The sequence below is a fragment of the Streptomyces sp. NPDC126510 genome (assembly GCF_040302345.1).
Lineage (GTDB): Bacteria > Actinomycetota > Actinomycetes > Streptomycetales > Streptomycetaceae > Streptomyces.
Window position 1 is genome coordinate 133,244 of the sequence record NZ_JBEORR010000001.1, and the last position, 26,683, is coordinate 159,926.

Here is a 26,683-nt window from a genome sequence, read left to right on the forward strand (position 1 = left end):
TGGCTTCTGATCGGACCTGGAGCGCCCCGGTTCCGGTCGGGGCGCCCCAGGGGTTCATCCCACCCGCACCATGCCCTCGGGCACCAGATGCCGGGTGACGAGTTCGTCGCGGACGAGGGTCGCGTAGGCCGTCGCACCGCGCACGGAGGTGTGCGTGTTGTCCCGCGCCTCGTTGGTGAGGTACAGCGCCTTGGAGCCTTCCACGCCGAGGGACTCCACCAGTGCCTTGGTCTTCGCCGTGAGGTCGATCAGCGGGACGTCCCGCGCCGCGGCGACCGAGCGGATGACGGCCGGGTGGTCGACACCGAGGCCGTTGACCAGCAGCGCGGTTCCGTTGTTCAGCGTGCCGTCGGGGCTGAACCAGCGCCGCACGATGGGAGTGACAAGGACCGGCTGTCCGCCCTGCTCCCGGACGCCCGCCACCAGGGTTTCCAGGTTGGCCCTGTAGGTGGTCTCGTCCGTGGTCTTGTCGTTGTGGGCGAGCTGGACCAGGACCAGATCGCCGGGGCGGATCAGGGGCCGTACGGTGGCCCACAGCTGCGGGTTCCCCAGATAGGTGGCCGTACTCTCCCCGGAATCGGCGTAGTTGGCGACGGACACGCCCTTGCGCAGGTACTGGGGCAGTTGCTGGCCCCAGCCGGAGTACGGGTCGCCGGGCTGGTCGCAGACGGTGGAGTCGCCCACCAGGAAGATCTGGCGGGCGATGGGGGTCCCCCCTGCTCGAGCGGAGCCGAGAGCTTGGGGGAGGGCCCGCCTGACCTCGATCCCGGCGAGGGCCGGGGCGGAGCCGCCGATCCGCAGGTCGAGGCCGGGGGTTCCCTCGGGGCCGGTGGGCTCGCCCTCGGGGGTGCGGACGTTCACCGTGAAACTGCGGGTGACGCGTTTTCCGGCCGGGACGGCCGTCTCGGGGAGCAGGGAGCGGCGGGTCTCGGCGGTGACGCCCGTACTGGACGCAGTCTTCCCGCCGAGGGTGACCCGTACGTCGTACGTGCCCGGCGGGACGTCGAAGTGACAGGTGCCGGCGGTGCAGTGGGCCAGTCCCCGGCCTCCGCTCCTCGCATCCGCGTGAGCGGGTACGGACGGCAATGCGCTGCCCATGGCCACCGCCGCCGCGACGGCGATGCTGAAACGTCTCACTCCAGGCTCCTCCCGGCACACGACACGACCTGGAGGGGGACCGTATCGCTCCGCACAAGCGCTTTCTAGACCTGGAGCAGCATTCACCGGATCTCCGGCCGGACAACGGTGAAAGCCCTTTCGCGAAATCGATTCAACTGTCACCCTCGCTCCCACCGCACCTCCCCCCACCCTTCGCAGGAGGCACCCCCCATGCCCGGACCCACGAACAGACCGGTCGGCCGCCGCACCGTCGTCCTCGCCGCCGGAGCCGGAGCCGTCGGCGCGGCCCTGACCCGTACGGCGCACGCGGCCGGATTCGGCTGGACCGACGACGGCGCCGACTACGTCGTCGACACCGGCGCCCAGCTGGTCCTCAAGGTGAGCAGGTCCACCGGCGACCTGACTTCCCTGGTCTACCGCGGCACGGAGTACCAGGGCTACGGCGGCATGAACTCGCACATCGAGTCCGGCCTCGGCGCCTCCACCGTGAGCATCGGGCAGTCCGGTTCCACGATCCTGGTCTCCGTCACGCACGGCACCCTGAAGCACTACTACGCGGCCCGCAGCGGCGAGAACAACGTCTATCTGTGGACGAACAAGGCCGACACCTCCGTCCCCGCGACCCGGTACATCGTGCGCGTGAAGAAGGGCGCGTTCCTCAACGACGAGCCCGACTCCTACACCTACGCGCCCACCACCATCGAAGCCTCGGACGTCTTCCGGAAGTCCGACGGCCAGACCCGCTCGAAGCACTACTCGGGGCGGCGCGTCATGGACTACGACCACATCGGCTGGTCCGCGGGCGGCGTCGGCCTGTGGATGGTGCGCAGCAACCACGAGAAGGCCTCCGGAGGCCCCTTCTACCGCTCCCTGCTGCGCCACCAGAGCGCGGACGGCGGCGGCCTGTACGAGATCCTCCACTACGGCCAGAACCAGACCGAGGCGCAGCGCTTCGGTCTCCAGGGTCCGTACGTCATCGCCTTCACGGACGGCGGGGCGCCCTCCTCGGCGTTGTTCCCGGGGACGCTGACCACACCGTGGGCCGACTCGCTCGGGATCGCGGGGTACGTGCCGGCGAGCGGCCGGGGCAAGGTCGCGGGCGTCGGGATCTCCGGGCGGAACCCGGCGTACCCCTACACCGTCGGGCTCGCCAACGCGGCGGCGCAGTACTGGGGTTCGGCGCGTGCTTCGGACGGCTGGTTCTCCCTTTCCGGTGTGCTCCCGGGGACGTACACGCTGACCGTCTTCAAGGGCGAGCTGGCGGTGTACACCAATTCGGTGAACGTGCCGGCCGGGGGCACGACGACGCTGAACACCATCGCGATCCCCGCCTCCAACGACCCGTCCAACGCGAGCGCGATCTGGCGGATCGGCGACTGGAACGGCACGCCGGCCGGGTTCAAGAACGCGGACCTGATGACGTACGCGCATCCGTCCGACGCGCGGGCCTCGTCCTGGACCGGGAACGTGGTGATCGGCAGCGGTGAGACGGCGGCCTTCCCCTGCTACCTCTGGAAGGACGTCAACAGTGGGATCCTGGTGTACTTCCGGCTGACGGCGGCCCAGGCGGCCGCCGCGCACACCCTGCGCATCGGGGTGACGACGGCGTACGCCAACGGCCGGCCCCAGGTCACCGTCAACGACACCTGGACCTCGGCGGTCCCCGCCCCGCCCACCCAGCCGAACACCCGGTCGCTGACCAACGGTTCCTACCGGGGCAACAACCACACGTTCACGTACAGCGTCCCGGCGTCCGCCTGGAAGACGGACGCGAGTCAGTACAACGTGCTCAGGATCGACGTGGTGAGCGGGTCGGGCACGACCGGCTACCTCAGCGCGGGCACGGCGGTCGACGCGATCGACCTGCTCGCCTGAGCCCGGTCAGGTACCGCGTGTCCACTGCTGGTTGGTGCCGCCGTTGCACGTGTACGTGATGAGCGCGGCGCCGCCCGCGGTGGACCCCCCGTTCACGTCGAGGCACTCCCCGCTCGCGCGGGACTTGACGTTGACGTAGGAGCCGGTGGTGGTCAGCGACCACTGCTGGCTCGCCGAGGACGTGCAGTTCTCCTGTGTGACCGTGCTCGCGTTCTCCTGCACGCACAGGCTGCTGTTCCTGACCATCAGCTGGTAGTAACCGCTTCCGAGGGACTTGAACCAGTACTTCTGGTTGGCGCCTCCGTTGCAGTCGTACTGCTTGATCTGCGCCCCGGGCCAGAGCGACTGGCTCGTCACGTCCGCGCACTTGGAGGAGTGGCGGGCGATGAGCGTGTTGTACGTGGCGCCGGTGCCGGTGACGGTTCCGGCGGCCGTGTCGATCGTGACCTCCGGCGACCAGGACATGGCCATGGTGGTCGCGCCCGAGAAGGTCAGCGGCAGCCACACGTACCGCGAGTCGTTGACGGTGCCGCCGAAGGAGTTGCCCCAGCGGTCGCCCAGATAGAGGTACGAGGTGCCCGAGGTGCCCTGCACGGGCAGCACGAAGGCGGTCTGCGAGCCGTACGCCGTCGAGTCGCCGATGTTCCTCATGGCCGACCAGGGGCCGGCGATGCTGGTGGCCGTGGCGTACTGCTGCTGGTTGGGGTTCCAGCCCGTGGCGCCCGAGGTCAGCATGAAGTACACGCCGTTCCGCTTGAACAGCGCCGGTGCCTCGCGGTGGCCGCCGGGCCAGGGGTTGGCGACCAGACTCGCGACGCCGGTGTAGTCGGCGGTGAGGCGGTAGATCTGCAGGTCGTAGTTCTCGCGGGCGGCGGAGATCATGTAGCCGGCGCCGTCGGTGTCGGTGAAGACCGTGATGTCACGGGACATGTGCTGGCCGAGCGGGCGGAAACTGCCCTTCCAGGTGTAGTTCCCGTCGACGGTGTCGGAGACGGCGACGGCCGCGCGGGCCTCGCTGTAGTCGGTGCCGTTCTCCTTGTGCATCCACATCACGAAGGTGCCGGTGGAGGCGTTGTACATGACCTTCGGCCGCTCGATGTTGGCGGTCGCGAGCTCGGGGGCGCTCGCCTCGGTCAGGACGTGGTTGCGGAACTCCCAGTTCTTCAGGTCGGTCGAGCGGTAGGCGTCGACGTACCGGAAGGTGTTGTCGGCGTTGCGGTGCTCGCCGAACCAGTAGTAGTAGCTGCCGACCTTGAGGACTCCGCCGCCGTGCGCGTGGACGGGGCTGCCCGAGGTGTCGGTGAACTGGGTGCCGTTGGTGATCGTCCGGGGCGCGGCCTGGGCGGGCCCGGCGGTGGCGAGGGCCCCGAACAGCCCGAGGCACAGGGCGAGAAGGGCGGTGCAGGCACGTCTCATGTCATTCACCTGCCGGTGCGGTGTCGGCGACCGGTATGCCGAAGTCGGGGGTGCCGTCGCTCTTCCAGCCCAGTTTCTGGACGCGGGTGTGGCGGTTGGGGTCGTTCAGCGGGTCGCCGTTGATCTCCTTGTACTGGCGGGCGTGGTAGACGAGGACGTCGGTGCGGCCGTCCTCGGCGACCGTGAAGCAGTTGTGGCCCGGGCCGTACTGCTTGGTCGTGTCGTTGCTGGTGAAGACGGGGGCCGGCGACTTGGACCAGCTCATGGGGTCCAGGAGGTGACTGTCGGCGTCGGCGGTCAGCAGACCCATGCAGTAGTTGAAGTCGGTGGCACTGGCCGAGTACGTCATGAACAGGCGGCCGTTGCGCTTGAGGACGTACGGGCCCTCGTTGACCTTGTAGCCGATGCACTCCCAGTCGTACTCCGGTGTGGAGAGCCGCACCTGCGGGCCCGTCAGGGTCCACGGGTTCGCCATCTCCGACAGGAAGATGCCGGTGTTGTTGTCCAGGCCGGGCTCGTGCTGGGCCCAGGCGAGGTATCGCTTGCCCCGGTGGGTGAAGGTGGTGGCGTCCAGGGAGAAGGTTTCCCACGCCGTCCTGATCTGGCCCCTCTCCACCCAGGTGCCCTGGAAGGGGTTGGAGTGGGCGTTCTCCAGCACCCAGATGCGGATCGCCCAGACGTCCTCGGCGGGCGCGGAGGCGAAGTAGATGTACCACTTGCCGCCGATGCGGTGCAGTTCGGGCGCCCAGATGTGGGCGCCCATGGGGCCGGTGGCGTGGGCGCGCCAGATGACGGATTCGTCGGCGGTGCCGAGGCCGCTCAGGGTGCGGGAGCGGCGCAGGATGATGCGGTCGTACTCGGGGGCGGTGGCGGTGAAGTAGTAGAAGCCGTCCGTGTGCCGGTGGATGTGCGGGTCGGCGCGGTTGTGGACGAGGGGGTTCACGAAGGGGGCCGGCTTCGGGTGCCTGCCGGCTGCTTCGGCAGCGGTTTCCGTGGCGGCCGTCGAGGGTGCCGCCTGGGCGACGCCGGGGAGGGCGGGGACGGCGGCCAGGGCGCCGGCGGCTGCGGCGCCCTTCAGCAGCAGTCTGCGACTGGGGGATTCGGGCAGAACAGGGTCGCGGCTCATGCGGCCTGCCTCTCATGGGTGGAGGGGAACACACCACGCCGTCCGATATTTCGAACGTCATCTGTCATTACGAACGCCGAAAAGGTAAGGGTGTGCCACGAGGAGGTCAACGGGTCTGACGGGGCGAGTCGTTCACCGATTTTCTGTTATCGGCACGAGTCGGGCCCGTCCCCACGACGTGCGCAGCCTCTCCCTCACCACAGCAGCGGCCGCAGGCGTCCTCGCGGCGGTCGTCTCCCTGCTCATCGCTCCCCCGGCGGCGGCCGCGACCCCCGGCAGCGCGGGCGCCTCCACGGACGTCGGCTTCGGCTGGTGGCCCTATGCCCTGGGCTTCGCCCTGATCATCAGCCTCGCGATACCGGTACCGCCGAGGGGGCGGGGCCGGGGGCAACGAGGGGGCCGGCGGGACGCGGGAAGATGAAATCGTCCGCTGCGATGGCCGGTCGGCCTCACAGCTCGGAGTCTTCCCACACCACGACCTCGACCTCGTCCCCGACCGCCACCGTGCCGGGCCGGAGCACCGCGTACTTCGTACCGAAGGCGATGCCGCCCCGGGTGGCGCGGCGGTAGGTGGCGAGGGTGCGCAGCGGTTCCGGGCCCGCTCGGGTGCCGGTGTGCTGGTCGACGAGGGTGACCGCGCAGCGGATGGCGAGTTTGGCGTAGCCCAGTTCCGTCTCGCCGATGCGCAGGCGGTGGGCCCGGTCCTCCGTGTGAGGGTCGTCCCACCCGTCGATGACGAGGTTGGGGCGGAACCGTTCGGCGGGGAGCGGGCGCACGCCGCGGTCGGTCATCTTCGAGTCGAGGAGGTCCAGGGTGGAGCGGGAGATGACGTGCAGGGCACAGCTGTCGGCGTAGCCGGAGGTGCCGGGTGTCAGGCCGTCGGTCACCCGGTCGTGTTCCGGCGGGACCCGTACCAGCCGGCTCGGGGCACCGAGCAGGTCCGAGAGCCAGTCCGCTGCCTCGTCCCCCTGGTCGATGCCCTGGTAAGCGGTTCCGAACAGGTCCACGTTCCGCCGGGTGCCGGACGTGTCCACCCGGAGGTGCAGAGGCTCTGTTCCGGGTGCGGCGAGCGTGAGACGGTCGCCGTCGGGCGTGATGCGGGGGCGGATGACGGCCAGCCGCGGATCCCGGCGCTGCGTCCGGTACACGCCCTCCTCGCTGACGACCATGAAGCTGCGGTCGTGCGCCAGACCGGCCGGGGTCAGCAACGCGTCGCGCACCGTCGTCCCGGCGCAGCCCTTGACGGGGTAGTACGACAGCTCGACGACTCGTGCCATGACCTCTCGTTCCGTTCCGCAGTTCAGCGGCCGCTGGGGGCTTCGGGAAACCCGAGCAGGGGTGCCAGCAGTCGCGCCTCGGCCGCCCACTCGGCCAGGAACGCCAGGGTCAGGCCCCTTTCCCGGTAACGGAGTCCGGCCGGGACCGTACCCTCGCCGCCGTAGGCGACCTGCTCCGTGTCCGCCCGCGCCAGCATCAGCGCGGTGAGCCAGTCGTACTTCACCGCGGACGCGCACACACCGAGCCGGACGAGGCGTTCGTCGCCCCGCCAGCCGCTCTCGCGCAGTCCGTGCAGGTAGGCGTCGTAGGCCGCCTTGGCCAGGCCCGGCAGGTCCGCGGCCGGGACGAACACGTCGAGGACGCAGTCCGGGAGGTAGTTGCCGAGGTCCTCACCGAGGGCACCGTCGCCGGTGAACGCCCAGTCGAACAGGACGCCGGTGCCCGAGCGGTCGGACACGACGTTCGCCGGCCACTGGTCGAGGTGGCAGAGGGCGCGGGGCAGCGACTCCATGACCGTGAGGAACCACTCGCGGTCGTGGTGGAGGCGGACCATGTCCTCACGCAGGCCGGGCGGGAAGTGCAGCCGGACCAGGGGGTGCCGCCACGCCTCGTCGTCGTCGAGCAGGGCCCGGCCCGTCGTCTGCGCCGACGTGTAGTCCCGCAGGAAGCGCTGCGACAGCCACGGGGTGTCCTCCCCCGCGCCGACCGCACCCTGCGCGGCGCCCAGCCGGTGGGCGTGCTCGACGTGGCGGGTGAGGGACCAGACGGTCGCGGGCTCGCCCGGCACGTCCTCCAGCCACAGCGCCACGTCACCGTCCGGGCGCTCGACGCACTCCAGCAGCCGGGGGGCACGGATGCCGTGCGGTTGCCAGACCCGGGCGATCCCGGACCGGTAGACGTACGCCTCGCGGCGCCAGAAGTTCCAGTGGCGCGGGTCGTTGGACGCCGACCACGCGACGGCGGTCTCCTTCGTGCGCGTCAGCACCTTCAGGACGGCCGAGCGGTCGCCACCGGTGACCCGCCACACCCCGGCCGTGACACCGTTGGACGGGTTGTGCGTGAGCGGCTCGAACACCGCCTCGTCCGCGGGGACTTGCAGGACCTCACGTACTTCGGCATGCGCTGCGGCGACCTCGGGCATCCCCCGATGCTATGCCTCCGCCCCGGCCCTGTCCTTGCGTCCCCGCAGCCACACGTACACCGGGATCCCGGCGAAGAGGAACAGCACGCCCTGGTAGACGGCCGCGTACCCGGCGCCGGCGATCAGCCAGAACGAGAAGCCGAAGGACAGGACGGCGACGGTCAGGTCCCGGGCGAGGCCGGCGGGGCGGACCCGATCGCGGGTACCGCGGGCCAGCCAGTACAGCTGGGCCGCCGCCGACAGCAGATACGGCACGCAGCCGGTGAAGGTGGTGATCAGGACGAGGACGCGGAACGTGGTGTCCGGGCCGGCCGTGTAGTTGAGGGCGATGAGGAGGCTGCCGAGGACCGCGCAGGCCCACACCCCGAAGCCGGGGACACCACCCTTGCCGAGGCGGGCGAAGGGCGCGGGGAAGAGGCCGTCGCGGGCGGCGGCGTACGGCATCTGCGCGGCCATGAGGATCCAGCCGTTGAGGCAGCCGGTGATCGAGGCGACGGCGACCAGCGCGATGGCGGTACCGCCCCAGGAGCTGCCGGTGAGGGCGTTGACGGCGTCGGCGAAGGGGGCGCCCGAGTCGACGAGCCGGTCGTGCGGGACCAGGCCGAAGACGGCGATGGTGCCGAGCACGTAGACGAGGGCGGAGGCCAGGGTGCCGAGGACGCTCGCCCGGCCGACCGTGCGCTCGGGGTCGCGGACCTCGCCCGCGCTGACGGCGGCGGACTCGACCCCGAGGAAGCTGTACAGCAGCAGCGCGGCGGAGGCGGCCAGCGCGCCGGAAACACTCTGCCCGGAGGCGTTGAACGGGCCGAAGTTGTCCGCGTCGACGAAGAACAGGCCGATCGTGGCCAGCAGGAGCAGCGGTACGAACTTCAGGACCGTGGAGACCACCTGCACCGCGCCGACCCAGCGCGTGCCCGCGAAGTTCGCCGCGGCCGGCAGCCAGAGGGCGGCCAGGGCGACGAGGGCCTGGAGGGCGTGGTTGCCGTGCAGGGGTATGAGGACCTCGACGTAGCCGACGACCGCGACGGCCAGGGCGGCGATGCTGACCCAGCACATCGTCCAGTACGACCAGGCCGACAGGAACCCGGCGAACTCGCCGAAGGCGTCCCGGGGGTAGATGTACAGACCGCCGGTGACCGGGCTGCGCCGCGCCAGCCTGCCGAAGAGCAGCGCGAGCAGCACGGCTCCGACCGAGAGCACGAGGAACGCGAGCAGGCTGACCGTGCCGTACGGGGCGACGGTGGCGGGCAGGGCGAAGATGCCGCCGCCGATGATGTTGCCCATGACGAGGGCCGTGGCGGCCGCGAGGCCGAAGGTGCGGCGGGGAGCGGGCGCCGGGGCGGTTCCGGCCGCGGCCGGGTCGGCGGGTTCTGCGGCCTCGGTGGGGCTGGGGACGGTCATGAGGGTTCCTGTACAAGCGGAGGGAGAGGGTCCTGATCGTAACCGCGATCCCACATGCTGGTCGACCTGTTCATCTGGCGGACACAAGCGGCTGGGTTCCGCCGCGGAACGTCGACTACCGTCGTCGGCATGACCAGCACCCCCTCCCTCGCAGAAGCCCTCGCCACCGGGACGGTCGTCCTCGACGGAGGCATGTCCAACCAGCTCGAATCGGCCGGGCACGACCTGAGCGACGAGCTGTGGTCGGCCCGGCTGCTCGCCGAACAGCCGGAGGCGGTGACCGAGGCGCACCTCGCCTACTTCCGGGCGGGGGCGGACGTGGCGATCACGGCCAGCTACCAGGCCACGTTCGAGGGCTTCGCCAAACGCGGGATCGACCACGACCGGGCGGCCGAACTCATGGCGCTGAGCGTGGAGTCGGCCCGGGAGGCGGCCCGGCGGGCGCGGGTGTCCCGGCCCCTGTGGGTGGCGGCCTCGGCCGGTCCGTACGGGGCGATGCTCGCGGACGGCTCGGAGTACCGGGGGCGCTACGGACTGAGCGTGGACGAGCTGGAGCGTTTCCACCGGCCGCGCCTGGAGGTGCTGGCCGCGGCCCGGCCCGACGTCCTCGCCCTGGAGACGGTCCCGGACGCCGACGAGGCCACGGCCCTGCTGCGGGCGGTGCGCGGGCTCGGGGTGCCGGCCTGGCTGACGTACTCCGTCGCCGGTCACCGCACCCGTGCCGGACAGCCGCTGGAGGAGGCCTTCGCCCCGGCCGCCGAGGCGGACGAGGTGATCGCGGTCGGGGTGAACTGCTGCGCCCCGCAGGACGTGGACGCCGCGGTGGCTACGGCGGCGCGGGTCACCGGCAAGCCCGTCGTCGTCTATCCCAACAGCGGGGAGACCTGGGACGCCGAGGCGCGTGCCTGGACCGGCCGCTCCAGCTTCACCGCCGACCAGGTGAAGGGCTGGCGGCAGCGGGGAGCACGGCTGATCGGCGGCTGCTGCCGGGTGGGGCCGGAGGCCGTCTCGGGCATCGCCGAGGCACTGAGGGCGGCGTAGCGTCACGCGGACTCCATCTCCCCATCGCCGAGGCACTGAGGGCGGCGAGCGTCACGCGGACACCATCTCCCCATCGCCGAGGCACTGAGGGCGGCGAGCGTCACGCGGACTCCATCTCCCCATCGCCGAGGGCGGCGTAGCGCCACGCGGTCCCGGCGTGGCAGCGCCCCGCGGCCCCGGCCCGGCGCCCCGCTGTCTCCCGCGGCCGGCGGCCCCGCGGTCCCGTCCCGGCGTCCGCTCTCCGGGCACAGCGCCCCGCTGCCGGCCGTGCGCGCAGGGCCCTCCTCCGCCTCACCCCGCGCTGCTAGCCTCCGTCGTGGGAACCGGTTGCTACAGCGTTGCCGCAGTTCCCCAGGGGGTGGGTGCCGACCGGCGCCCGGGAGAGACGAGGCAGGGCATGACGAGGAAGAGCGGGGACGCGAGCCGTAGCACCATCCGGGACGTGGCGGCGCGCGCGGGGGTCTCCGCGTCGACGGTGTCCCGGGTGCTGGGCGGGGCGTATCCGGTGAGCGCGGCGACGCGCGGGAGCGTGATGCGGGCGGTCCGCGAGCTGGACTACGTGGCCGACGCGCGGGCGAAGGCGATCGCCGGCGCCGGCACGCCCACCCTCGCCTTCGTGCTGGAGGACATCACCGGCCCGTCGTTCGCGCACATGGCCCACGGCGTGGAACGCGAGGCGACCCGGCTCGGCCATCTCTGCCTGGTGTGCAGCACGGAGGGCGACGTCCGGCAGGAGCTGGAGTTCGTCGAGATGATGCGCGCCCAGCGGGCCGCCGCCGTGATCCTGGTCGGCGGTACGGCCGACACCCCCGCGTACCGCGAACGCACCCGCCGCATGGCGGACTCGCTCGCCTCGGCCGGTTCCCGCCTGGTCCTGTGCGGCCGGCCGCCGCTGGCCCCGGGCGCCCCGGTGACGGTCATCGAGTACGACAACGAGGGCGGCGCCCACACCCTGGTCGCCCACGTGCTCGCGCGAGGCCACCGCCGGGTGCTGTTCCTCGGCGGCCGGGCGGACCACACCACGGCCCTGGGCCGCGAACGCGGCTACCTCGCCGCGCACCGGGCCCGCGGCCTCACCCCCGATCCGTCCCTCGTCCTGCACGGTGACTTCACGCGGGACGCAGGCCACCGTCTGATGCGGCAAGCTCTCGCGGACGGGCTGGAGTTCAGCGCGGTGGTGGCGGCCACGGACATGGTCGCGGCGGGTGCCCTCACCGCACTGCACGAAGCGGGCCTGAGAGTGCCGGACGACGTCTCCCTCGCCGGTTACGACGACATCCCGTTCGCCCGCGATCTGCACCCGGCCCTGACGACGGTCCACGTCCCCTACGAGGAACTGGGCCGTCTCGCCGTCCGGACGGCCCTGGAGCACACCCCGGGCGCCCCGGACGAACACCTGCTGCTGGGCACGCACGTGGTGGTACGGGACTCGGTGGGTCCCTGCGCTGTGACGGCACCTCTCTAACCGACCCGCTGCATCGCCTTCCGGTGCCGTTCCGCCATCGTGGCCCCGGACTCCCGGCGGGCCATCCTGCGCAGGACGGAGGGTGCGAGGAGCAGCCCGGCGACCGCCCAGGCACCCAGCGCTCCCGCTGTCTCCAGGTGTCGCCAGGATGCGCCGATCTCGGCGGCGACCGCGTCGGCCGGCAGCAGCGCCGAGCGGAGACCCAGTCCGAGCCAGTACACGGGGAAGACCTGCCCGACGGTCCGCAGCCACTCGGGCAGCTCCGACAGGGGGAAGTAGACGCCGGAGATCACGACGAGTCCCATCACCGGAAGCATCAGCAACCCGACGGTGCGCGGACTGCTGACAAGTGAGCCGACGACCGCGCCCATCGGCAGGGTGGCCAGGAGACCCAGGGGCACCACCCACACCAGCGTCAGCAACGCTCCGCCGCCCTGCCGAGCCACCCCGTCGACCAGGAACACGCCGACGGCGAAGGGGAGCGCCATGGAGGCGAGGGCCGTACCCGACACCATGACGATCTTGCCGACCAAGTGGCCGACCATGCCGTGCGGCATGGCCTTGGCCCGCAGCAGGGTGCCGTCCTCGCGCTCGGTCGCGAGCAGCTGCGCCGTGGTCATCATGCCGGTGAACGCCAGCGTCATCCCGAGCATGCTCGGCAGCATGAACGCGCCGGTCGAGATGCCGGCGCCCTTCAGCGGATCGTCCCTGACCAAGTACAGCGGCACGATGAGCAGAACGGTCCAGAGCACGTACCCGAACACGTCCTGGCCGGTGGTGAAAGTCTGCCGGAGTTCCGTCCAGCCGCGCCGTACCCCCACCAGCGCCGCATGCCACACCGGACTCATCGCGATCCCTCCCCGAAAGCCTGCCCCGCCCGCTCGTCGGGAACGCTGCCCGCCTCGAGCTCCCGCACCATCGTCAGGTAGGTGTCCTCCAGGCTCGCCCGGCGTACCTCCAGCCCGCCGATCGCCTCACCGTGCTCCTCGAACAGCCGGCGCACGAAGCGGGTGGGCTCGGCCGTGGCCTCCTCGAACGGCTGCCCGTTCCGCGTCCAGCGCACGGTGGCCTCGGCCGACGCCTGCCGTGACAGCTCCGCGGCCGAGCCGTCGGCCACGATCCGGCCGCCGGCCAGAATCAGGATCCGGTCGGCGAGCTTCTCCGCCTCGGCGAGGTCGTGTGTGGTCAGCAGAACGGTGGTGTTCTCGTCCGCGAGCCCGCGCACCAGGCCGTGGAACTCGTTCCTCGCCTCCGGATCCAGACCGGCCGTCGGCTCGTCCAGGAACAGCACCTCGGGTCTGCCCACGATGCCGACGGCCACGTCGAAACGCCTGCGCTGCCCGCCGGACAGCGTCCCGACCCGCTGGTCCGCCTGCTCGGTCAGCCCCACTGCGGCGAGGAGCTCGTCGACGTCCCAGGGGCGCCGCACCAGAGCGGTCGAGTACGGCACGTAGTAGGAGCCGAGATGCGCCAGCAGTTCCCGCACCCGCCACTTGCCGTGGTCACGCCAGGACTGCAGCACGATGCCCAGGCGCGCACGCCACCGCTCGTCGCCGTCGGCCGGGTCGGTGCCGAGGACGGTCACGTGCCCGGCCGAGCGCATCCGGAAGCCTTCCAGGACCTCGATCGTGGTGGTCTTGCCTGCGCCGTTCGGGCCGAGCAGCAGGACGACTTCGCCTCGCCGGGCCGTGAAGGCGACCCCCTTCAACACGTCCTGGCTGCGGTAGCGCATCCGCAGATCCCGTACGTCGATGACCGTGTCGCTCTCCGGCGGCGGGCTGCTCCCCACCCTGGACAAGGCGTGGTCGGTCGTCATCGGTGTTCCCCCGTCCGTCTCGTGGTCCGTCCTGCGGGCAGGGGCCGGAGGCCGCGCCGACGTCCGTGGTCATGGGACGTGGTTCTCGGCTGGAGCTGCCATGGCCTCCTGGCAGCAGCCGTTCGGGCCCTCCCGGGCGAACACATTACCGAACGAGCGCCCGGCGGTGGCGGCGCCGTCAGTGGCGCCGGAGAGCACCCGAGCGGCGCAAGCGCCGTACGGCTGACCGCAGTTCCGTGCCGCGGCCGGGCGGGTCGGCGGCGGGGACGGCTACCGGCGTGGGTTCCGCCGGCCTGAGGGCGTCGGCCTTCCAGAGGGCGAGTTCACGGTCCCGGGGGCCGTACGCCGTGTACGCCAGTCCGTCCTCGGCGTCCGGCGCCCGGTCCCCGAAGACGCGCACCGGGTGGGTCGTGTCCCAGCGCTCCCAGCCGGGGTCGCCGTCCGTGGCGAAGCGGACCCACGCCCCGTGCATCGCGTCGGCCAGTTCCTGCGGGGCGCCCTCCCCGGCGAGTTTCCGCGACTCGGGGACGTCCCCGGTGTCGAAGACGAAGCCCAGCTCCAGCGCGTGACAGGCGCCGAGGCCGGGCAGGTCGGAGGGCCAGGCGAACTCGTAGACGTACGACGGTTCCGTGCGGGCGTCGGCCAGGTGGTGCAGGGGTATGCGCAGCAGATGGTCGGTGACCAGCTGGCCGACGGTCTCCGCGGTGCCGGCGTCGGGGTGCAGTGTGCGGTAGCCGCGCGGGACCTCGCTGCCGCAGTGGCAGCGGGCCATGGCGCCCGCGAGGGCGACGGCGCCGAGGCGGTCGACGCGCTCCAGGAGGCCGCCCGGCACCAGCCACAGTCTGTGTTCGTCGCGGGTCCAGCCCAGCAGCAGCTCGACCCCGCGGGCCGCGCCGCCGTCCGTGAGGGCCTGCAGGGGATCGCGCGGGACGACGTCGTCGTCGATGACGAGACCGAAGGCGGGCCCGCCGACCACCGGGCTGCTCAGCCTGCCCACCTCGGCCTGGGCGCGCAGCAGCAGATCGCGGTCGACGGCGGCGAAGGCCTCGGCGGTGGCGGGGATCTTCAGGCGGGAGGCCATCCGGCGGACCATCCGCCGGACCTTGGCCCGCTCGGACGCCTCGGGCGGCCCGCTCTGCAGGACGGCCCGCCGGACCAGCCCCTGGGTCTGCGGGGCGGCGAGGAGGGCGCCGACGCTGATCGCCCCGGCGGACTGGCCGAAGAGGGTGACGCGGCCGGGGTCACCGCCGAAGGCCCCGATGGCCTCGTGCACCCAGGTCAGGGCGGCGATCTGGTCGCGCAGGCCGGGATTCGGGGGCCTGTCCGGGAACAGTCCGTAGCCCTCGACGCCCAGCCGGTAGTTGATGGATACGCAGACCACGCCGTCGCGGGCGAAGGCATGCCCGTCGTACACGGGTACGGCAGAAGATCCCCTGGTCAGGGCCCCGCCGTGCAGCCAGACGAGGACGGGGAGGCGGGCTTTCGGGTCGGGCTGCGGGGTCCAGACGTTGAGGTTGAGGCAGTCGTCGCCGGGCACGACCGGGTCGGACAGATAGTGGGCGAAGGCGTCGGAGTACGGCGGTTTCGGCGCGGTGGGGCCGAAGGCACCGGCGTCGCGGACGCCGTCCCAGGGCGGAAGCGGCACGGGCGGGCGGAACCGGCGGGGGCCGAAGGGAGGGGCCGCGTACGGGATGCCACGGAAGACCGCGACACCGCGCTCGTACCGGCCCCGCAGGGCGCCGAAGGGCGTCCTCACCACGGGGTCCGCCTGCGGGTCCGTCCGGTCTGCCGTCATCCGTCCACCAGCCTCCTCACCGCGCTCGTGCACCGTGAAGATCAGAGCACCTCATTGTGGCCCGGTATTCCGGTGCACGAGCGGGTGTGGGGGCTGTTCGGGTTACTTGGCGTACATCAGCGTGCCGAAGCCGAGCTGGTCGAACCCGCCGCTGGTGGTGCCGTAGTCGCCTCCCCCGCCCTCGGGGGCGACGGAGAAGCACATCTGGGCGATGTACTTGTCGTCGAGGAGCAGGCGCCGCCCGTAGTGGTAGTGGAGCATCGCCCAGACCGGGCGGACCTGGCCCCGGGAGACCGAGCTGATCACCGTCTGTGACTGCTGGGCGCAGGTCTGACCGGTGCCCCAGGTGTAGGTGGTGAACGGCACGTCCATGTTCAGGTTGTACTTGGCGACGTACTGGGCGGCCTTCATGAAACGGCGGCCGTCGTACGAGTAGAGGTCGTCGCCCTGGTTCCAGGCCATCTCGCAGAGCGCGCCCATCTGCCCCATGCCCATGAGGGTGTGGCCCTGGTCGCGGCCGGACTCCTGCCACTGGCCGAGGTCGTAGCCCCCGACGTCGCCGTACAGGAAGGGGACGGCGTGCTGGACGGAACCGTTTCCGGCGCCGGACTTGAAGTAGGCGACCGCCTGGTCGTACTTGGCGGCGTTGTCGGTGAGGATCCCGATGGCCATGACGGAGGCCATGTTGCACAGGTCCCAGTTGGCCCAGTAGTTGGTGACGCAGGCATCGTTGTGGCCGGTCAGGAACTGGTTGTTGAGCGGGTAGAACACTCTGACCAGCATCTCCTGCGCGGCGGCGAGGTCGAACGCCGGGTGGTCCCGCATCAGTTCGCAGGCGTTGGCGAACTGCCAGCCGTAGATGCCGGCGGCGAGGAACCGGTCGGCGTTGCCGGTGACCGTGGTCAGGGTGTGTGACCAGGCGTTGAGGATGGTGGCGGCGCACTGGGCGTTGGCCTCGGTGCCGCCGACCTTCCAGCGCAGCGCGTTCTGGTAGGCGGCCGCGATGTCGTTGTAGAGCTGCGGGTAGTTCTCTCCGGTGCCGCCGCGGATGATCGTCGCCGTGGCCCGGTTCGTCCAGGTGGACTGGGAGTGGGAGTTGGCGGTCAGCTTGTTCCAGCCGGTCAGCCAGGGGTCGTCGCCCGCGGCGACCCTGACCTTGGCACGGTTGATGTCGCCGGCGTTGTGCAGCATGCCGGGGTGGGCGAAGGCGGCGGGCGCGGCGCCGGCCGTGGTGGCGGTGGCCGTGGTGCCGAGGGCGAGGGCCGCGGTGAGGCCGCCGGCGGTCTTGAGCAGACCGCGGCGGCTCACCGGGCCGCCCTCGTGGTGCGTGTGGGGGGACGTGCGGCTCATGTGGGGCTCTCCGATCCGTGGAGTACTACATGGGGGTGATGCTCACCTCGTCGAACTCGGTGGTGCTGCGGGCCAGGGGGTCTCGGGAGCAGACCACGAGGCCCACGTGGTAGGGGGCGTCACCGAAGCCGGGGATGTCTCCCTCGGCGAGGGGGGTGAAGGTGGCGCCGTCGTCGGTCGAGGCGGATGCGGTGAAGTGCGTCCCGGTGCGCTTCAGCCGCAGCAGGCAGGGGGTGGTGACCGCCGCGTTGCCCGTGAAGGCGGACTTTCCGGCGACGGTCGGGCGCAGCATCAGCTGGGCGCTCGTGCCGCCGGTGACGATCGCCCCGGCCGCCAGGTCGAACGGCGACAGGGACTTGGCCATCAGCAGGCCGACCCGGTCGCCGGCGGCTCCGGCGCGGGAGACCAGGCGGACGGTGACCTCGCAGTCACCGCTGACGGTCCGTCGAACGAACTGGCCCGTCATGCCCTGGTTGTTGACCGTGAGGTCGGTTCCGGCGCCCCGCACCACGAAGGTGCCGTCCTCGTGCGAGGTGCTGCCGGGGGTCTGGACGGCGACCACGCCGAGGGTGCCGTAGGCGCGGTCGTCGAGGATGACGTCGCCCAGGTCGCCATGGGTCCAGGGCGCGGGCGGCGGGGTGCCGACGGTGAGCGTGAGCGTGCCGGCGGCTTCTCCGGCCGCGTTGCCGGCGGTGGTGGTGACGGTGAACTGGCCGCTCCGGGTGGGGGTTCCGGAGATCAGGCCGGTGCGCCGGTCGAGTCGCAGCCCGTCGGGCAGTCCCTTCGCGGTGAAGCGGGTGGGCTCGTGCGTGGCGCGCAGGAGGTGCTGGAAGAACGCACCCCGGTTCGCGAACGCCACTTGGGGCGAGGTGAGCCGGGGGGTGGCGGGTGTCGGCATGGTCGCCTTCGCCGGAGCCGAGAGCGGGCCGCGTCCGGCGCGGTTCGTCTTCGTCACCGCGTAGTGGTACGTCGTACCGGGTGTGCCGGTCGCGTCGGCGTGGCGGATGCGGGTGCCGAAGCCCACGGGGCCGATGCCGCTCGCGAGGGTCTCGAACGGGCCGCCGGCGGAGGTGGAGCGCAGCACCGTGTAGCGGGCGGAGAGGTCCGGGTCGGTCCAGGCCAGTTCGACGGCGTCGGCGCCCGCCGCGGCCCGCAGGTCGCCCGCGGTCCGGGTGGGGCGTGGCACGGAGAAGATGTCACCGCCCGTGCGGGAGGTGACGCCGACGTTGTCGAAGGCGCCGGTGCCGGTCTCGGCGTAGTCCTCGTCGACGCCCAGGCAGGAGGTGAGGGTGAGACCGACGTAAGCCGTTCTGCCCAACTCCACGTCGCTGGTGCCGACTTCGGTCCAGTGGACACCGTCCGGGGAGATGGCCCCGGCGCAGCGGCCGCCCCGGCGGGTCACCCGCACCCAGTAGGGCATGCGCAGCCGGTAGCCGTCGCCGGCGCCCTCGACGTACGGGGCCCGGAGCGGTGTCGCCGATTCGGGGAGGTCGCCCAGGGAGGAGATCGGGAAGGCGGCGCCGGTGGTGATGGCCGGCTGCTGCGAGGGGGGCACGGGGGTGCTGCCGGTGCCCCGGACCGCTCCCCCGGCCTTCGCCCGTACGCTCCACACGCCGCTCCAGGTGTGCAGCGGCAGACCCTGGATCAGCATGGCGGCGTGGGCCGCGTCCGCGTCCAGGGCGGCCCGCACGGTGACACCGATCTTGGAGTACTGGGAGCTGAGCGGCCACACGATCCGGGCCGTGACCTCGCCGTCGCCGCGCAGCGGCAGGTACGCCAGGCGGTGGGTGTCGGCGGTGCCCGACGCCTCCAGCACGAACCGCTCCCCGTCGAACAGCGCCGACCCGGGGATCCTGACGTCTCCGACGTCACGGGTCCTCCAGGGAGCGGGGAGCCCGGGGACCGCTGCCGCCCAGGCTGAACGGTCGCTCTCACCACGGGGGTTGCCCGCGACAACCCGGTAGTACGAGGTGCGCCCCGGGCGGGCCCGGCGGTCGGTGTGGGTCGGCTCCGTGAGCCCGGTCGCGATCTTCTCGTACGGCCCGTCTGCTGCGGCCGCGCGCAGGACGGTGTACGACTCGGTCCACGCCGACGGCAGCCAGGCGAGCGTGACGGAGCCGTCGCCGCCGACCGCCGTCACACCGGCCGGAGCCGTGGGCGCGGACGGCGACGGGGCCTTCGTGCCGGCGAAGGTGAGGGTGCCCCAGCCGGGCAGGTCGTCGTTGCTCCCCTCGACGACGCGGGCACCGCCGCTGCCGCGGAAGACGGCCGCTTCGGTGAAGGGCGTGTCGAGGCCGCGCACGCCCGCGTAGTGCGCGTACGCCATCTCGTAGATCGGGGGCAGGGTGCCGCGCCCCGTCGCCGAGACGAACGTCTTGATGTACTTGCCGGTGCGGTCCAGGTCGGGGACGAAGGGCACGTCGCCGCCGAGGTTGTAGCGGGCGGCGTACTCGACGTTCTTCAGCAGCCGGTTTCCGTCGAAGGCGTACAGGTCGACGCCCTGGTTCCAGGCGACCTGCGCGGCGTCCGCCAGCAGGCCGACGGCGAGTTGCTCGTGCCCCTGGTCGCGCCCGGACTCCTGGCCCTGTCCGGCGGCCGTGACGATGCGGTGCGGGACACTGCCGTTGCCCGCCCCGGCGGCGGCGAACCTGAGCGCGTCCTCGAAGAGGGTGGGCTCCTCGCAGAACACGCCGATGGCCAGGATCGACTGGACGGACGTCAGGTCCCAGTTGCCGTTGGCGTAGAGCATGTAGCCGGAGATGGCGGGATACCAGACGCGCAGGAACGATTCCTTGCAGCGTTCGACGTCCTCCTCGGCCCAGCCGTCGTAACCGGTGTGGCGCAGCAGCTCGGCGGCGTTGACGAACTTGAAGACCTGGAGCCCCGCGCCCAGCGGCCCGTCCGCGCCGGTGACGGCGGTGAGCGACGCCGACCAGGCGTTGAGGACGTCCCGGGACTTGTCGGCGTAGGCGCGCTCGCCGGTGATGCACCACATCAGCGCGGTCTGGTAGGCCGCTGCGGAGTCGGCGACGGCCTGGTTCTGGAAGTTGGTCGGGCCGCGGCCCCAGGTGGTGATCTGGCCGGTGTTCTGGACGGAGTACGTCGACTTCGAGCGCGCGTGGGCGGCGAAGGCGAGGTAACCGTCGTAGATCGGGGTTTCCTTGGCGGCGACCGCGGCCTTCATCCGGGCCAGGTCGTCGGCGCTGTGCAGCAGGCCGGGGTGGGTGAAGGTGCGCGGTGCGGTGCCGTCCCGGCCGGCGGCCCGGGCCGTGCCGGGGACGAGCAGTCCGCTCGCACCCGCCGCCAGCAGCAGGGCGGCCGCACCGCCGAGGAAGGCCCGGCGGCTGGGTGCGACGGATGCCGGGTGGGTGTCGGTCGTGGGGCCGGTGCTCATGGCGTCTGTGCTCATGGGGCCGGTGTTCACGGGGTCGGTGCTCATGACGCGGCGGCCGCCTCGGCGGTGGTGAGGAACCTCAGGTTCAGCACGTGCTCGTTGGCGTGCATCGGGACGGTGTCGGTGGTGAGGTACCAGGTCGGCTTCTTCATCGAGTCGGCGATGACCGTGCCGTTGACCACGAGGTTCTCGAACGTGACGTCCTTGATGGCGTGCTTGGCGTCGTAACCGAGCAGCAGACAGGTGGCGAGCGGCTTGCCCGTGTAGGAGAGGTCCTTGACGTAGACGTCCTGGATGCCGCGGCCGACCGAGGTGTTGTACTTCGTGTTGTACATGACCCGCATGTGGATGAGCTGGCCCCAGCGGAAGTCCTCGACGCGTACTCCGTCGACCTTGACGTTCTTGATGAGGTTGCTGTCGCCGGGGTTGAGGGCGATGCAGCCCTGGTAGCCCATCTGCGGTTCGCGGTGGTCCAGGATGTCGAGATTCCTGAAGGTGAGGTTCTTCAGGACCTCGGGGTTGTCGGAGTTGCCGTGCGTGCCGACGTTGACGGGGTGGGCGACGTCCGCCCACAGGGTGGAGTTGCGGACGGTGACGTTGCTCGTGTCGCCGTAGTAGTCCCAGCGGTGGGTGTAGATGGCGATGCAGTCGTCGGAGTTGCGCATGAAGACGCCGTCGATGACGACGTTGCTTGAGCAGAAGACGTCGATACCGTCACCCCAGCCCTTGGAACTGAAGGAGCCCAGGCCCTTGATGGTGACGCCGGTGGCCTCGCCGAGCTGGACGGCATAGCCGTTGGGGTTGAGGACGGTGACGGCCCCGATGGAGATGTTCCGCGAGTTCTCCACGAGGGCGCCGCCGCCGGCCGTTCCGGCGAGCACGCCCCGGCCGGCGATCCCGGCGTGTTCCACGTTCCGGAAGATCACGGTCGCCTTGAGCACGGCCCCGCCGTCCAGGTACACGGTCTTGCCGGAGGGGACGAGCAGGGTTCCGTCGGCGGTGGTGTGGACGCCGGGCCCGTAGTAGAGGACGTCCGGGTCGTCCTGCGCGGGCTTCTTCTTCTCGACCGCGCGGGCGAACAGATGGAGACAGTCGAAGATGTCGTCGTTGATCTGCACGACGACGTTGCGCGGCTGGTCGAGCGTGAAGCGCAGGGTGTCGCCCCCCACTTCGGGCTTGATGCCGTAGGAGTCCGGTCTCACGCGCACCTTGGTGGTGCCGCCCTTGAGATAGGTGACCTCGACCTCGACGGATCCCTGGAAGTCGAAGTACGCCAGCGACGAGTTGTAGGTCTTACTGGACCCGGTGGTCGGGTTGATCTCCCCCAGCTGGGGGCGCCAGATGTCCAGCGTCTGCCACTCGCCGTCGGGGACGGTGCGCACCCGCACCTTGAAGCCGGTGTTCGTCGGCATGGCGGACGGACGGGGATAGGTCACCAGCTTCGGTGCGACGACGGCGGCCTCGTCCGCCCGGGCTGCGGTCGCCGACAGGTGGGTGAACCCGGCGGCGAGAACGGTGGCGCCGGCCGCCTGGAGGGCGTTGCGGCGGGACGGGGACGGGGACATCTGCGACTCCTTGCGAACCATGAACAGGGGCGAGGGCGGCACTGCTTGAGACCGCGGTGGACATCCCGGCGACGAATCCGCGCTGGGCGATCAGGAAGATCGGCAGGATCGGCGCGACGTACATCAGGGAGTCCGCGGCCTGGAGGTTGGCCACCGGGGTGCCGGCCGAGGTGACGTAGGTGGACAGGAGCGCCAAAGGCAAGAGAGAGCCGGTCAGTCAGGCGAAGGGCCGGCCGACAGGCGGCGGCTCAGGACGCACCGGCACGTGGGTGCGGGGACGCACCACCTCCTGCTCTTGCTGTTCGACATGCCAGTCCCATGTCACGACGCTCGGAACGCTGACCGGGCCCCTCGTGATGACAACCGGTTGCTACGGCGCTGGGCAGAGCTTCTTGCGGGCGGGGTGGCACGTCAAGAGCCTGAGCGGTTTTTCGAAAACACTGGACAGGGGAACCGGTTGGGTCGAGGCCCTCCGTCGCTGCTCGGCGCCGCCTGCGACCCCGTCGGGTCTGACCCCCCGCCACCGAAAACGTAGTAATCGATTTCCATCAGCCCGCACCGGCGGAGTCACGGCATCGGTCCCGCCCCGAGGCCACACCTCCCCAAGGTCGCCCCCGACGGGCGATTGACCCCCGCTTCCTGACAGATCTACGGTAGAAGGCGCTTTCTGAAACTGTTTCTATCCCCTGCTCCAGGAGAGTCATGCCCAGCCCTCAGCTGCCGCGGGCCGTGTTCGCGATGGACCCGGTTCATCTCCCGCTGCTCTTCCCTCCGCCGCTGATGGAGCGGCTGAGGCGCACGGCCGACATCGATCCCGGGCTGGTGGTGCGGGACTTCGCCGATCCGGCCGGTGCCGCCGCCCTCGCCTCCGCCGAGGTACTGATCACCGGCTGGGGCTGCCCGCACCTGGACACCGGCGTCCTCACGGCGGCTCCGCGGCTCGGCGCCGTGCTGCACGCGGCCGGCTCGGTCCGCTCCCTGGTCGGCGAGGCCCTGTGGGAACGCGGGGTCACGGTGTCCAGCGCGGTGACGGGCAACGCCCTGCCGGTCGCGGAGTACACGCTCGCGATGATCCTGCTGCTGGGCAAGAACGCCTTCGACCACCGCGAGCGCTTCCGCCGGACCCACACCTACCCGGGCCCCGCCGAGACGACGGCGACCGGCAACCTCGGCCGCAGGGTCGGCGTCATCGGCGCCTCGCGCGTGGGCCGCCGGCTGCTGGAGCTGCTGCGGCCGTTCGACCTCACCGTGTCGCTGCACGACCCGTACGTGAGCCCCGCCGAGGCCGCCGCCCTCGGCGCCGAGTCGCTGTCGCTGGAGGATCTGCTCCGGCGCAGCGACATCGTGAGCCTGCACGCCCCCGACATCCCCGCGACCCACCACATGCTCGACCGCGACCGGCTCGCCCTGGTGCGGGACGGCGGTGTCCTCGTCAACACCGCCCGCGGCGCGCTGGTCGACCACGAGGCGCTCACCGACGAGCTGGTCTCCGGCCGGCTGCACGCGGTGCTGGACGTCACCGACCCGGAGCCGCTGCCCGCCGGATCGCCGCTGTACCAGCTGCCCAACGTGTTCCTCACCCCGCACATCGCCGGTTCCCTCGGCAACGAGCTGGAGCGGCTCGGACGCATCGTCGTCGAGGAACTCGAGCGCCTGGCCGCCGGCATGCCGCCGGTCCACGAGGTGCGGCGCGCGGATCTGGCGCGGGTGGCGTGAGGCGGACGCGGCGGAGGGGTGGGACAGCACGGCGGCGGACCACGGCGCCGGTTGTCCACGGGCTCTCCGGCCTGGAGTAATGATGGGATACGGTTTCCGCACCGGACGACCGGGCCGTCACAACCGGCTCCACGGCCGGCGGACCCGGGCAAGGTGGGTCGGTGAACGGCGGGCCGAGGCACGGCGGCCGGGGCACCATGGCCCGGCGCACCAGGACCGGGGGCGCCACGGCCCCGACCTGCGGCCGCGGCACAGCGGCCGCACCGAACCGGTCCGCCACCGGCCGGACCGCGACAACCGGACCACGACGGACCGGATCACTACCGTGAAGGAGCCGCAAGGGTGAGTCAGCGCAAGGCGACGAGCGACGCCGGCCGGGCGACCATCCGTGATGTCGCGGAGCGCGCGGGCGTCTCCGTGGCCAGCGTCTCGCGGGTGCTGTCCGGCAACTACCCGGTGTCGGAGGAGCTGCGCCGCCGGGTGATGAAGGTGGTCAGGGACCTGGACTACGTCACCAACGCCCATGCCCGTTCGCTCGCCGGCGGCGGCACACCGACGGTGGCGATCCTCATCAACAACATCACCGGCGCCGCCTTCGCCCACGTGGCGAAGGGCGTCGAGGGCGCCGCCACCCTGCGCGGCTGGCTCTCCCTGGTCGGCACGACCGGGGACGACCCCGAGCGGGAGCTCGCGCTGGTGAACCTCATGCGCCAGCAGGGCGTCGCCGCGGTGATCCTGCTCGGTGGTGCCTACGACTACGACGAGTACCAGCTGCGCATGGCCCGCTTCGCCCGTTCCCTGGACGCGGCCGGCTCGCACCTGGTGCTGGTGGGCCGGCCCCCGCTGGAGGGCGACGTCCCGGCGACGACCGTCGACTACGACAACGAGGGCGGCGCCTACGCGATGGCCAGCCACCTGCTCTCGGCCGGCCACCGCCGCGTCCTCGTCCTGCCGGGGCACGCCGAACTGACCACCGCCCAGGCCCGGTTGCGGGGTGCCCAGCGGGCCTTCGAGGCCTACGGGGTGCCGTTCGACCCGGGGCTGGTCCGGCACGGCCGGTACGACTACGACCACGGGTACGAGGCCGTCGAGGCGGCCCTGCACGAGACGCCGGACTTCACGGCGGTGCTCGCCGGGACGGACGTGGTCGCAGCGGGTGCCATGCAGGCCCTGCGCGCGGCGGGACTGCGGGTGCCCGAGGACGTCTCGATCGTCGGCTACGACGACATCCCGCTGGCCTCGCAGCTCACACCCCAGCTGACGACCGTGCACGTGCCGTACGAGGAGATGGGCCGGGTCGCGCTGCGGGCGGTGGCCGACCGGCGTGAGGGCGGCGCGGGCCGCCGCAAGGGCGCCGACGGCGACCACCTGATCCTGGGCACCCATGTCGTGGTCCGCAACTCCGTCCAGCCGCCCCCTCCCCGCGGGTAGCGCCCGGCCCCTGGGACAAACCGGTGCGTGTTCACCCCCGGCAGATCGTGTTACGTAACCGGTTTCCCCGAATGGGAGACCCGTCCCGAGCCTCTGCGCCCTGCCCGCCACGCATCGGCACGTCTCTCGCCACACGGCGTTGACCTGCGCATACATCCGGCGCACCTGAGATGCCTCCCGCGTGCCGGCCAGGCCGCCCGGATCTCCCGCGGTAACAAGTTGCCGCGCACCTCTTGCTATGAGCGGTTACATCCGCCTAACGTCCCAGCAACCGCTTACTACAGCTTCTGCTTGGCCGAACCCCCCACGACCGCGCGCCGACGCTTTTCCGGCCGCCGTTCCCGCTCGGTACCCCGAGCCGCCGCCGTCCTCTCGTTCCGAGAACGCCCTATTCCGAAGGATCACGGTCAGATGAACTTCACCAGCCCCCGGAGAAGGTTCGCCTCCGCCGCTGTCGCGGGTATCGCGCTGACAGGTCTGCTCTCCGCCTGCGGCGGTTCCGACTCGGGTGACGGCGCGGCGTCGAAGTCCGGCCCGGTCACCCTCCCCTTCTGGGGCTGGGCCAACGGCCAGGAGGCGGTCGTCAAGGCGTTCAACGCCACGCACAAGGACGTCCGGCTGAAGTACACGAAGGTCACCGACCAGCTGACCATGCAGAAGCAGCTGACCAACGCGGTGAAGGCCGGCAACGCTCCCTGTCTGGTGCAGAACACCGCCGAGTACGTGACCAGCTGGGTCTCGCAGGGCGCGCTCGCGGACATCACGCAGTACGTCGAGGGCGAGAAGGACAAGTTCAACACCGGCGCCTGGGCGAGCGCGCAGGTGCAGGGCAAGCTCTACGGCGTTCCCACCAGCTCGGCGCCCCAGTTCACGATCTACCGCACGGACATCTTCAAGAAGTACGGGCTCAAGCCTCCGGCGACCTGGGACGACGTCATCGCCGCCGGCAAGGTCCTGAAGAAGCACAACATCAAGATCACCAACTACGCCGGTGAGGACCCCAGCACCCTCGAGGTGCTCGCGATGCAGGCCGGGGCGCACTGGTACGCGATCGACGGCAACGCCTGGAAGGTGGACTTCCAGGACGAGGGCACCCTGAAAGCCGCGAAGGTGATCCAGGAGATCATCGACAACGACCTGAACGCCAAGCTGTCCTTCGCCGACTACGCGGCCGTGCAGCGCAGTTACGACAGCGGTGCCACCGCGACCCGGCAGATCTCCACCTGGCAGATGGCCGGCATGGTGCAGAACTTCACCAAGTCCTTCGGCGACTGGGCGCTCGCGCCCTGGCCCACGTATCAGGGCGAGGCGGCGAAGACACCGGCCGGCACGAACCTGACCGGCAGCGTGACCCTGGTGACCAAGCAGTGCAAGGACCAGAAGCAGGCGGCCGAGGCGGCCCTGTGGATGTCGACGAACCAGGACGCCGTCAAGACGATGGCGAGCCCGGAGACCGGCAACGGCGTGATGCCCGCGCTGAAGGACAGCGATTCCTACGTCGGCGAGTCGATCTCGCGGAAGCTGCTCGGCAAGAACTACCAGCCGGCGCAGAAGGTCGTGACGGACAGCCTGGGAACGGTCACCACCGACTGGACCTTCGGGCCGAACTGGACGGCGATGTTCACCGAGCTCCAGGCGGGCTGGGCCAAGGTCGTCAACAAGCAGGAGAAGGTCACCGACCTGCTCGCGCACATGCAGGAGTGGACGGTGAAGGACCTGAAGTCCCGCGGTATCAGCGTCAAGGGCTGAGGCAT

The 26,683-nt window shown here is 71.3% G+C and carries 20 protein-coding genes; 8 read left to right on the forward strand and 12 right to left on the reverse strand.

What is annotated here, in order from left to right; genetic code table 11:
• Positions 1–54 precede the first annotated feature (54 nt).
• Positions 55–1,137 (reverse strand): rhamnogalacturonan acetylesterase, encoded by a 1,083-nt coding sequence (locus tag ABTX60_RS00450; RefSeq protein WP_352094851.1) that lies wholly within the window; start codon positions 1,135–1,137, stop codon positions 55–57.
• Between the two features lie 192 nt (positions 1,138–1,329).
• Here ABTX60_RS00450 and ABTX60_RS00455 point away from each other — a divergent pair, with 192 nt between their 5' ends.
• Complete coding sequence (locus ABTX60_RS00455) at positions 1,330–2,994, forward strand: rhamnogalacturonan lyase B N-terminal domain-containing protein (RefSeq protein WP_352094852.1); 1,665 nt, start codon at positions 1,330–1,332, stop codon at positions 2,992–2,994.
• Positions 2,995–3,000: 6 nt separating this feature from the next.
• Here the strand turns inward: ABTX60_RS00455 and ABTX60_RS00460 are convergent, their stop codons facing one another.
• Positions 3,001–4,410: an RICIN domain-containing protein gene (locus ABTX60_RS00460; RefSeq protein ID WP_352094853.1), complete on the reverse strand. Its 1,410-nt coding sequence runs from the start codon at positions 4,408–4,410 to the stop codon at positions 3,001–3,003.
• Position 4,411: 1 nt separating this feature from the next.
• Entirely contained in the window at positions 4,412–5,536 is a 1,125-nt protein-coding gene (locus ABTX60_RS00465; protein WP_352094854.1) for a glycoside hydrolase family 43 protein, read from the reverse strand.
• 178 nt (positions 5,537–5,714) lie between these two features.
• Here ABTX60_RS00465 and ABTX60_RS00470 point away from each other — a divergent pair, with 178 nt between their 5' ends.
• Positions 5,715–5,957 carry a hypothetical protein gene (locus ABTX60_RS00470; RefSeq protein ID WP_352094855.1) on the forward strand — a complete coding sequence of 81 codons (243 nt, stop codon included), beginning with the start codon at positions 5,715–5,717 and terminating at the stop codon, positions 5,955–5,957.
• 28 nt (positions 5,958–5,985) lie between these two features.
• Here ABTX60_RS00470 and ABTX60_RS00475 read toward each other — a convergent pair whose 3' ends face one another.
• Genes ABTX60_RS00475 through ABTX60_RS00485 form a run of 3 tightly spaced genes read right to left on the reverse strand, consistent with a single transcriptional unit; the run spans position 5,986 to position 9,356 of the window.
• Positions 5,986–6,813: an MOSC domain-containing protein gene (locus ABTX60_RS00475; protein ID WP_352094856.1), complete on the reverse strand. Its 828-nt coding sequence runs from the start codon at positions 6,811–6,813 to the stop codon at positions 5,986–5,988.
• 23 nt (positions 6,814–6,836) lie between these two features.
• The gene (locus ABTX60_RS00480; protein WP_352094857.1) at positions 6,837–7,955 is read right to left on the reverse strand and encodes an aminoglycoside phosphotransferase family protein; all 1,119 of its coding nucleotides are present in this window, start codon (positions 7,953–7,955) and stop codon (positions 6,837–6,839) included.
• Positions 7,956–7,964: 9 nt separating this feature from the next.
• Positions 7,965–9,356, reverse strand: a complete 1,392-nt coding sequence (locus ABTX60_RS00485; RefSeq protein WP_352094858.1) for an amino acid permease — start codon at positions 9,354–9,356, stop codon at positions 7,965–7,967.
• A gap of 129 nt (positions 9,357–9,485) precedes the next feature.
• Here ABTX60_RS00485 and mmuM point away from each other — a divergent pair, with 129 nt between their 5' ends.
• Positions 9,486–10,397 (forward strand): homocysteine S-methyltransferase, encoded by a 912-nt coding sequence (gene mmuM, locus ABTX60_RS00490; protein ID WP_352094859.1) that lies wholly within the window; start codon positions 9,486–9,488, stop codon positions 10,395–10,397.
• 397 nt (positions 10,398–10,794) lie between these two features.
• Entirely contained in the window at positions 10,795–11,862 is a 1,068-nt protein-coding gene (locus tag ABTX60_RS00495) for a LacI family DNA-binding transcriptional regulator (RefSeq protein ID WP_352094860.1), read from the forward strand.
• On the opposite strand, the gene ABTX60_RS00500 is transcribed toward ABTX60_RS00495, so the two are convergent.
• From ABTX60_RS00500 to ABTX60_RS00525, 6 genes are all read right to left on the reverse strand, one after another.
• The gene (locus ABTX60_RS00500; RefSeq protein ID WP_352094861.1) at positions 11,859–12,710 is read right to left on the reverse strand and encodes an ABC transporter permease; all 852 of its coding nucleotides are present in this window, start codon (positions 12,708–12,710) and stop codon (positions 11,859–11,861) included. The two genes, ABTX60_RS00495 and ABTX60_RS00500, sit on opposite strands and share 4 nt — an antisense overlap.
• Positions 12,707–13,678, reverse strand: a complete 972-nt coding sequence (locus ABTX60_RS00505; protein WP_352094862.1) for an ABC transporter ATP-binding protein — start codon at positions 13,676–13,678, stop codon at positions 12,707–12,709. The genes ABTX60_RS00500 and ABTX60_RS00505 overlap by 4 nt, the downstream gene beginning before the upstream one ends.
• 178 nt (positions 13,679–13,856) lie before the next feature.
• Complete coding sequence (locus ABTX60_RS00510) at positions 13,857–15,473, reverse strand: carboxylesterase/lipase family protein (RefSeq protein WP_352094863.1); 1,617 nt, start codon at positions 15,471–15,473, stop codon at positions 13,857–13,859.
• A gap of 102 nt (positions 15,474–15,575) precedes the next feature.
• The gene (locus ABTX60_RS00515; RefSeq protein ID WP_352094864.1) at positions 15,576–16,823 is read right to left on the reverse strand and encodes an alginate lyase family protein; all 1,248 of its coding nucleotides are present in this window, start codon (positions 16,821–16,823) and stop codon (positions 15,576–15,578) included.
• 25 nt (positions 16,824–16,848) lie between these two features.
• Positions 16,849–20,217 carry an alginate lyase family protein gene (locus tag ABTX60_RS00520; protein WP_352095127.1) on the reverse strand — a complete coding sequence of 1,123 codons (3,369 nt, stop codon included), beginning with the start codon at positions 20,215–20,217 and terminating at the stop codon, positions 16,849–16,851.
• Between the two features lie 41 nt (positions 20,218–20,258).
• Positions 20,259–21,782, reverse strand: coding sequence for a glycosyl hydrolase family 28 protein (locus tag ABTX60_RS00525; protein ID WP_352094865.1), 1,524 nt, complete (start codon positions 21,780–21,782; stop codon positions 20,259–20,261).
• Positions 21,783–21,838: 56 nt separating this feature from the next.
• Between ABTX60_RS00525 and ABTX60_RS00530 the strand changes: the two genes are divergently transcribed.
• The 4 genes from ABTX60_RS00530 to ABTX60_RS00545 all read left to right on the forward strand — a co-directional run bounded on the left by ABTX60_RS00530 (position 21,839) and on the right by ABTX60_RS00545 (position 26,678).
• Positions 21,839–21,961: a hypothetical protein gene (locus ABTX60_RS00530; RefSeq protein ID WP_352094866.1), complete on the forward strand. Its 123-nt coding sequence runs from the start codon at positions 21,839–21,841 to the stop codon at positions 21,959–21,961.
• Positions 21,962–22,484: 523 nt separating this feature from the next.
• Positions 22,485–23,498, forward strand: a complete 1,014-nt coding sequence (locus ABTX60_RS00535) for a hydroxyacid dehydrogenase (RefSeq protein WP_352094867.1) — start codon at positions 22,485–22,487, stop codon at positions 23,496–23,498.
• 342 nt (positions 23,499–23,840) lie between these two features.
• Positions 23,841–24,929, forward strand: a complete 1,089-nt coding sequence (locus ABTX60_RS00540) for a LacI family DNA-binding transcriptional regulator (RefSeq protein WP_352094868.1) — start codon at positions 23,841–23,843, stop codon at positions 24,927–24,929.
• 411 nt (positions 24,930–25,340) lie between these two features.
• Positions 25,341–26,678, forward strand: coding sequence for an ABC transporter substrate-binding protein (locus ABTX60_RS00545; protein ID WP_352094870.1), 1,338 nt, complete (start codon positions 25,341–25,343; stop codon positions 26,676–26,678).
• Positions 26,679–26,683: the final 5 nt, after the last annotated feature.